This window comes from Candidatus Obscuribacterales bacterium, from assembly GCA_036703605.1.
In the GTDB taxonomy this organism is placed as follows: domain Bacteria; phylum Cyanobacteriota; class Cyanobacteriia; order RECH01; family RECH01; genus RECH01.
Genome location: DATNRH010000666.1, coordinates 1 through 1,327 on the forward strand (window position 1 = coordinate 1; position 1,327 = coordinate 1,327).

The window sequence follows — 1,327 nt, forward strand, 5'->3', positions numbered from 1 at the left end:
TATCGGTCGAAATGCGGGCTAGCCGCGCATTGGTCAGTGCCCGATGTGCCTGCAAGGTAGCATCTGTGGGGTCACCCGGCCTTTCTGCCAGAGTGCCAATATCACCTTGGAGGTTCTGGGGGTCGTGCAAGCTCATGATGATGCCCGCATCAATGCGGTCAATGATGTCCAATACATTGAAGTATTCAAACAATACCAATTGGTTGGACTCATCTTGAAGGGTGCCACCCCGGTAGATGTCAAAGGCTACGCCCACTTCATCCGTCAGGGGATACGTTGTGTACCTGTTAGCCTCATCCACCGTGACCTGTTGGGGGGCCCCGGTATCTACCGCATTGATGGGGTAGAAGCCTCTGTTTGGCCCCTCGTTCACGAATACGTAATCGCCCTCTTGGATACCTGCGCTAGCATAGTCACCGCCTTCAAAGGCAGTAGAAATTGCAATGATCTCGCCACCGGTCACGGACAAGAGGGGATCGCCAAAGGTCAAATCAATCAGTTCCAGAAGGCGCTCTTTCAAGGGCGAGGACGGGTTATTTGAGGTCTCTGTTAGGAGGGGCAGAATTGCGCCATCTGCATCCGAATTGAGTGCGTAAGTCACTCGCTGCCGGATAAGCTCTTGGCTGAGTTCTTGGAGTTCTCCGCTAAACCGTCTTGGCGAAGTCACTCTCCACGTCATGGGGTAATCCACTACAGAGGAGTCGCCCAGAGCTTCGTAGAACGCTTCCTCGGTGGTGATAGTGTTCGGTGTACCTGTCGAGACCGAAGCCACTGTGTACCTACCCCCGTTCGTTGTAGTCGAGGAGACAATCAGGGTCATCCCTGCCTCAATACCTGCCACGGAATCTGCCGTCTGCATGGTTGTCCCTGCAACATCCACAGACCCACTCCCGGTAGCGACGACGGAGGCATTAGAGATGCCTAGAATGATGCTTGCTGCAACTCCCACATTAAGAACCTGAAGGTCCAAGGAGCCAATGGCCCCGCCAGCGGCGTCTAGTGTGAGGTTGTTGGGGCCCCCATTCGTCACCACAACTTCGCCCGATGCATTGGAGAAGTCGACTCCAGCCACGTCAAGCTGGTCTAAGGTTGCGGGGATCACGGCTCCTGTGACCGATACTTCAAGCCGATAGGTGGCGGGCCCGGTTTCGATGATAGGGGTAACTACCTCTAGGAATCCGTTGAAGAAGCCGGTCACAGAATAACTGGATTCGCCGCCCACCCCATCGTCCACGTAAAGTGTGGCTGCTGTTACCCCGGAGAATGTGGTGAAATCGACGCCCACGTCATTCCATTGGGAAGTATCCCCGAGGTCACGCTCACCGGT

Annotated in this window: 1 protein-coding gene; it reads right to left on the bottom strand. The window is 55.2% G+C overall.

The annotated features are described in order from the left end of the window. Window positions 1-1,327 (bottom strand): hypothetical protein (locus tag V6D20_14065; protein ID HEY9816905.1); only part of this gene is annotated, 1,327 nt, incomplete at both ends.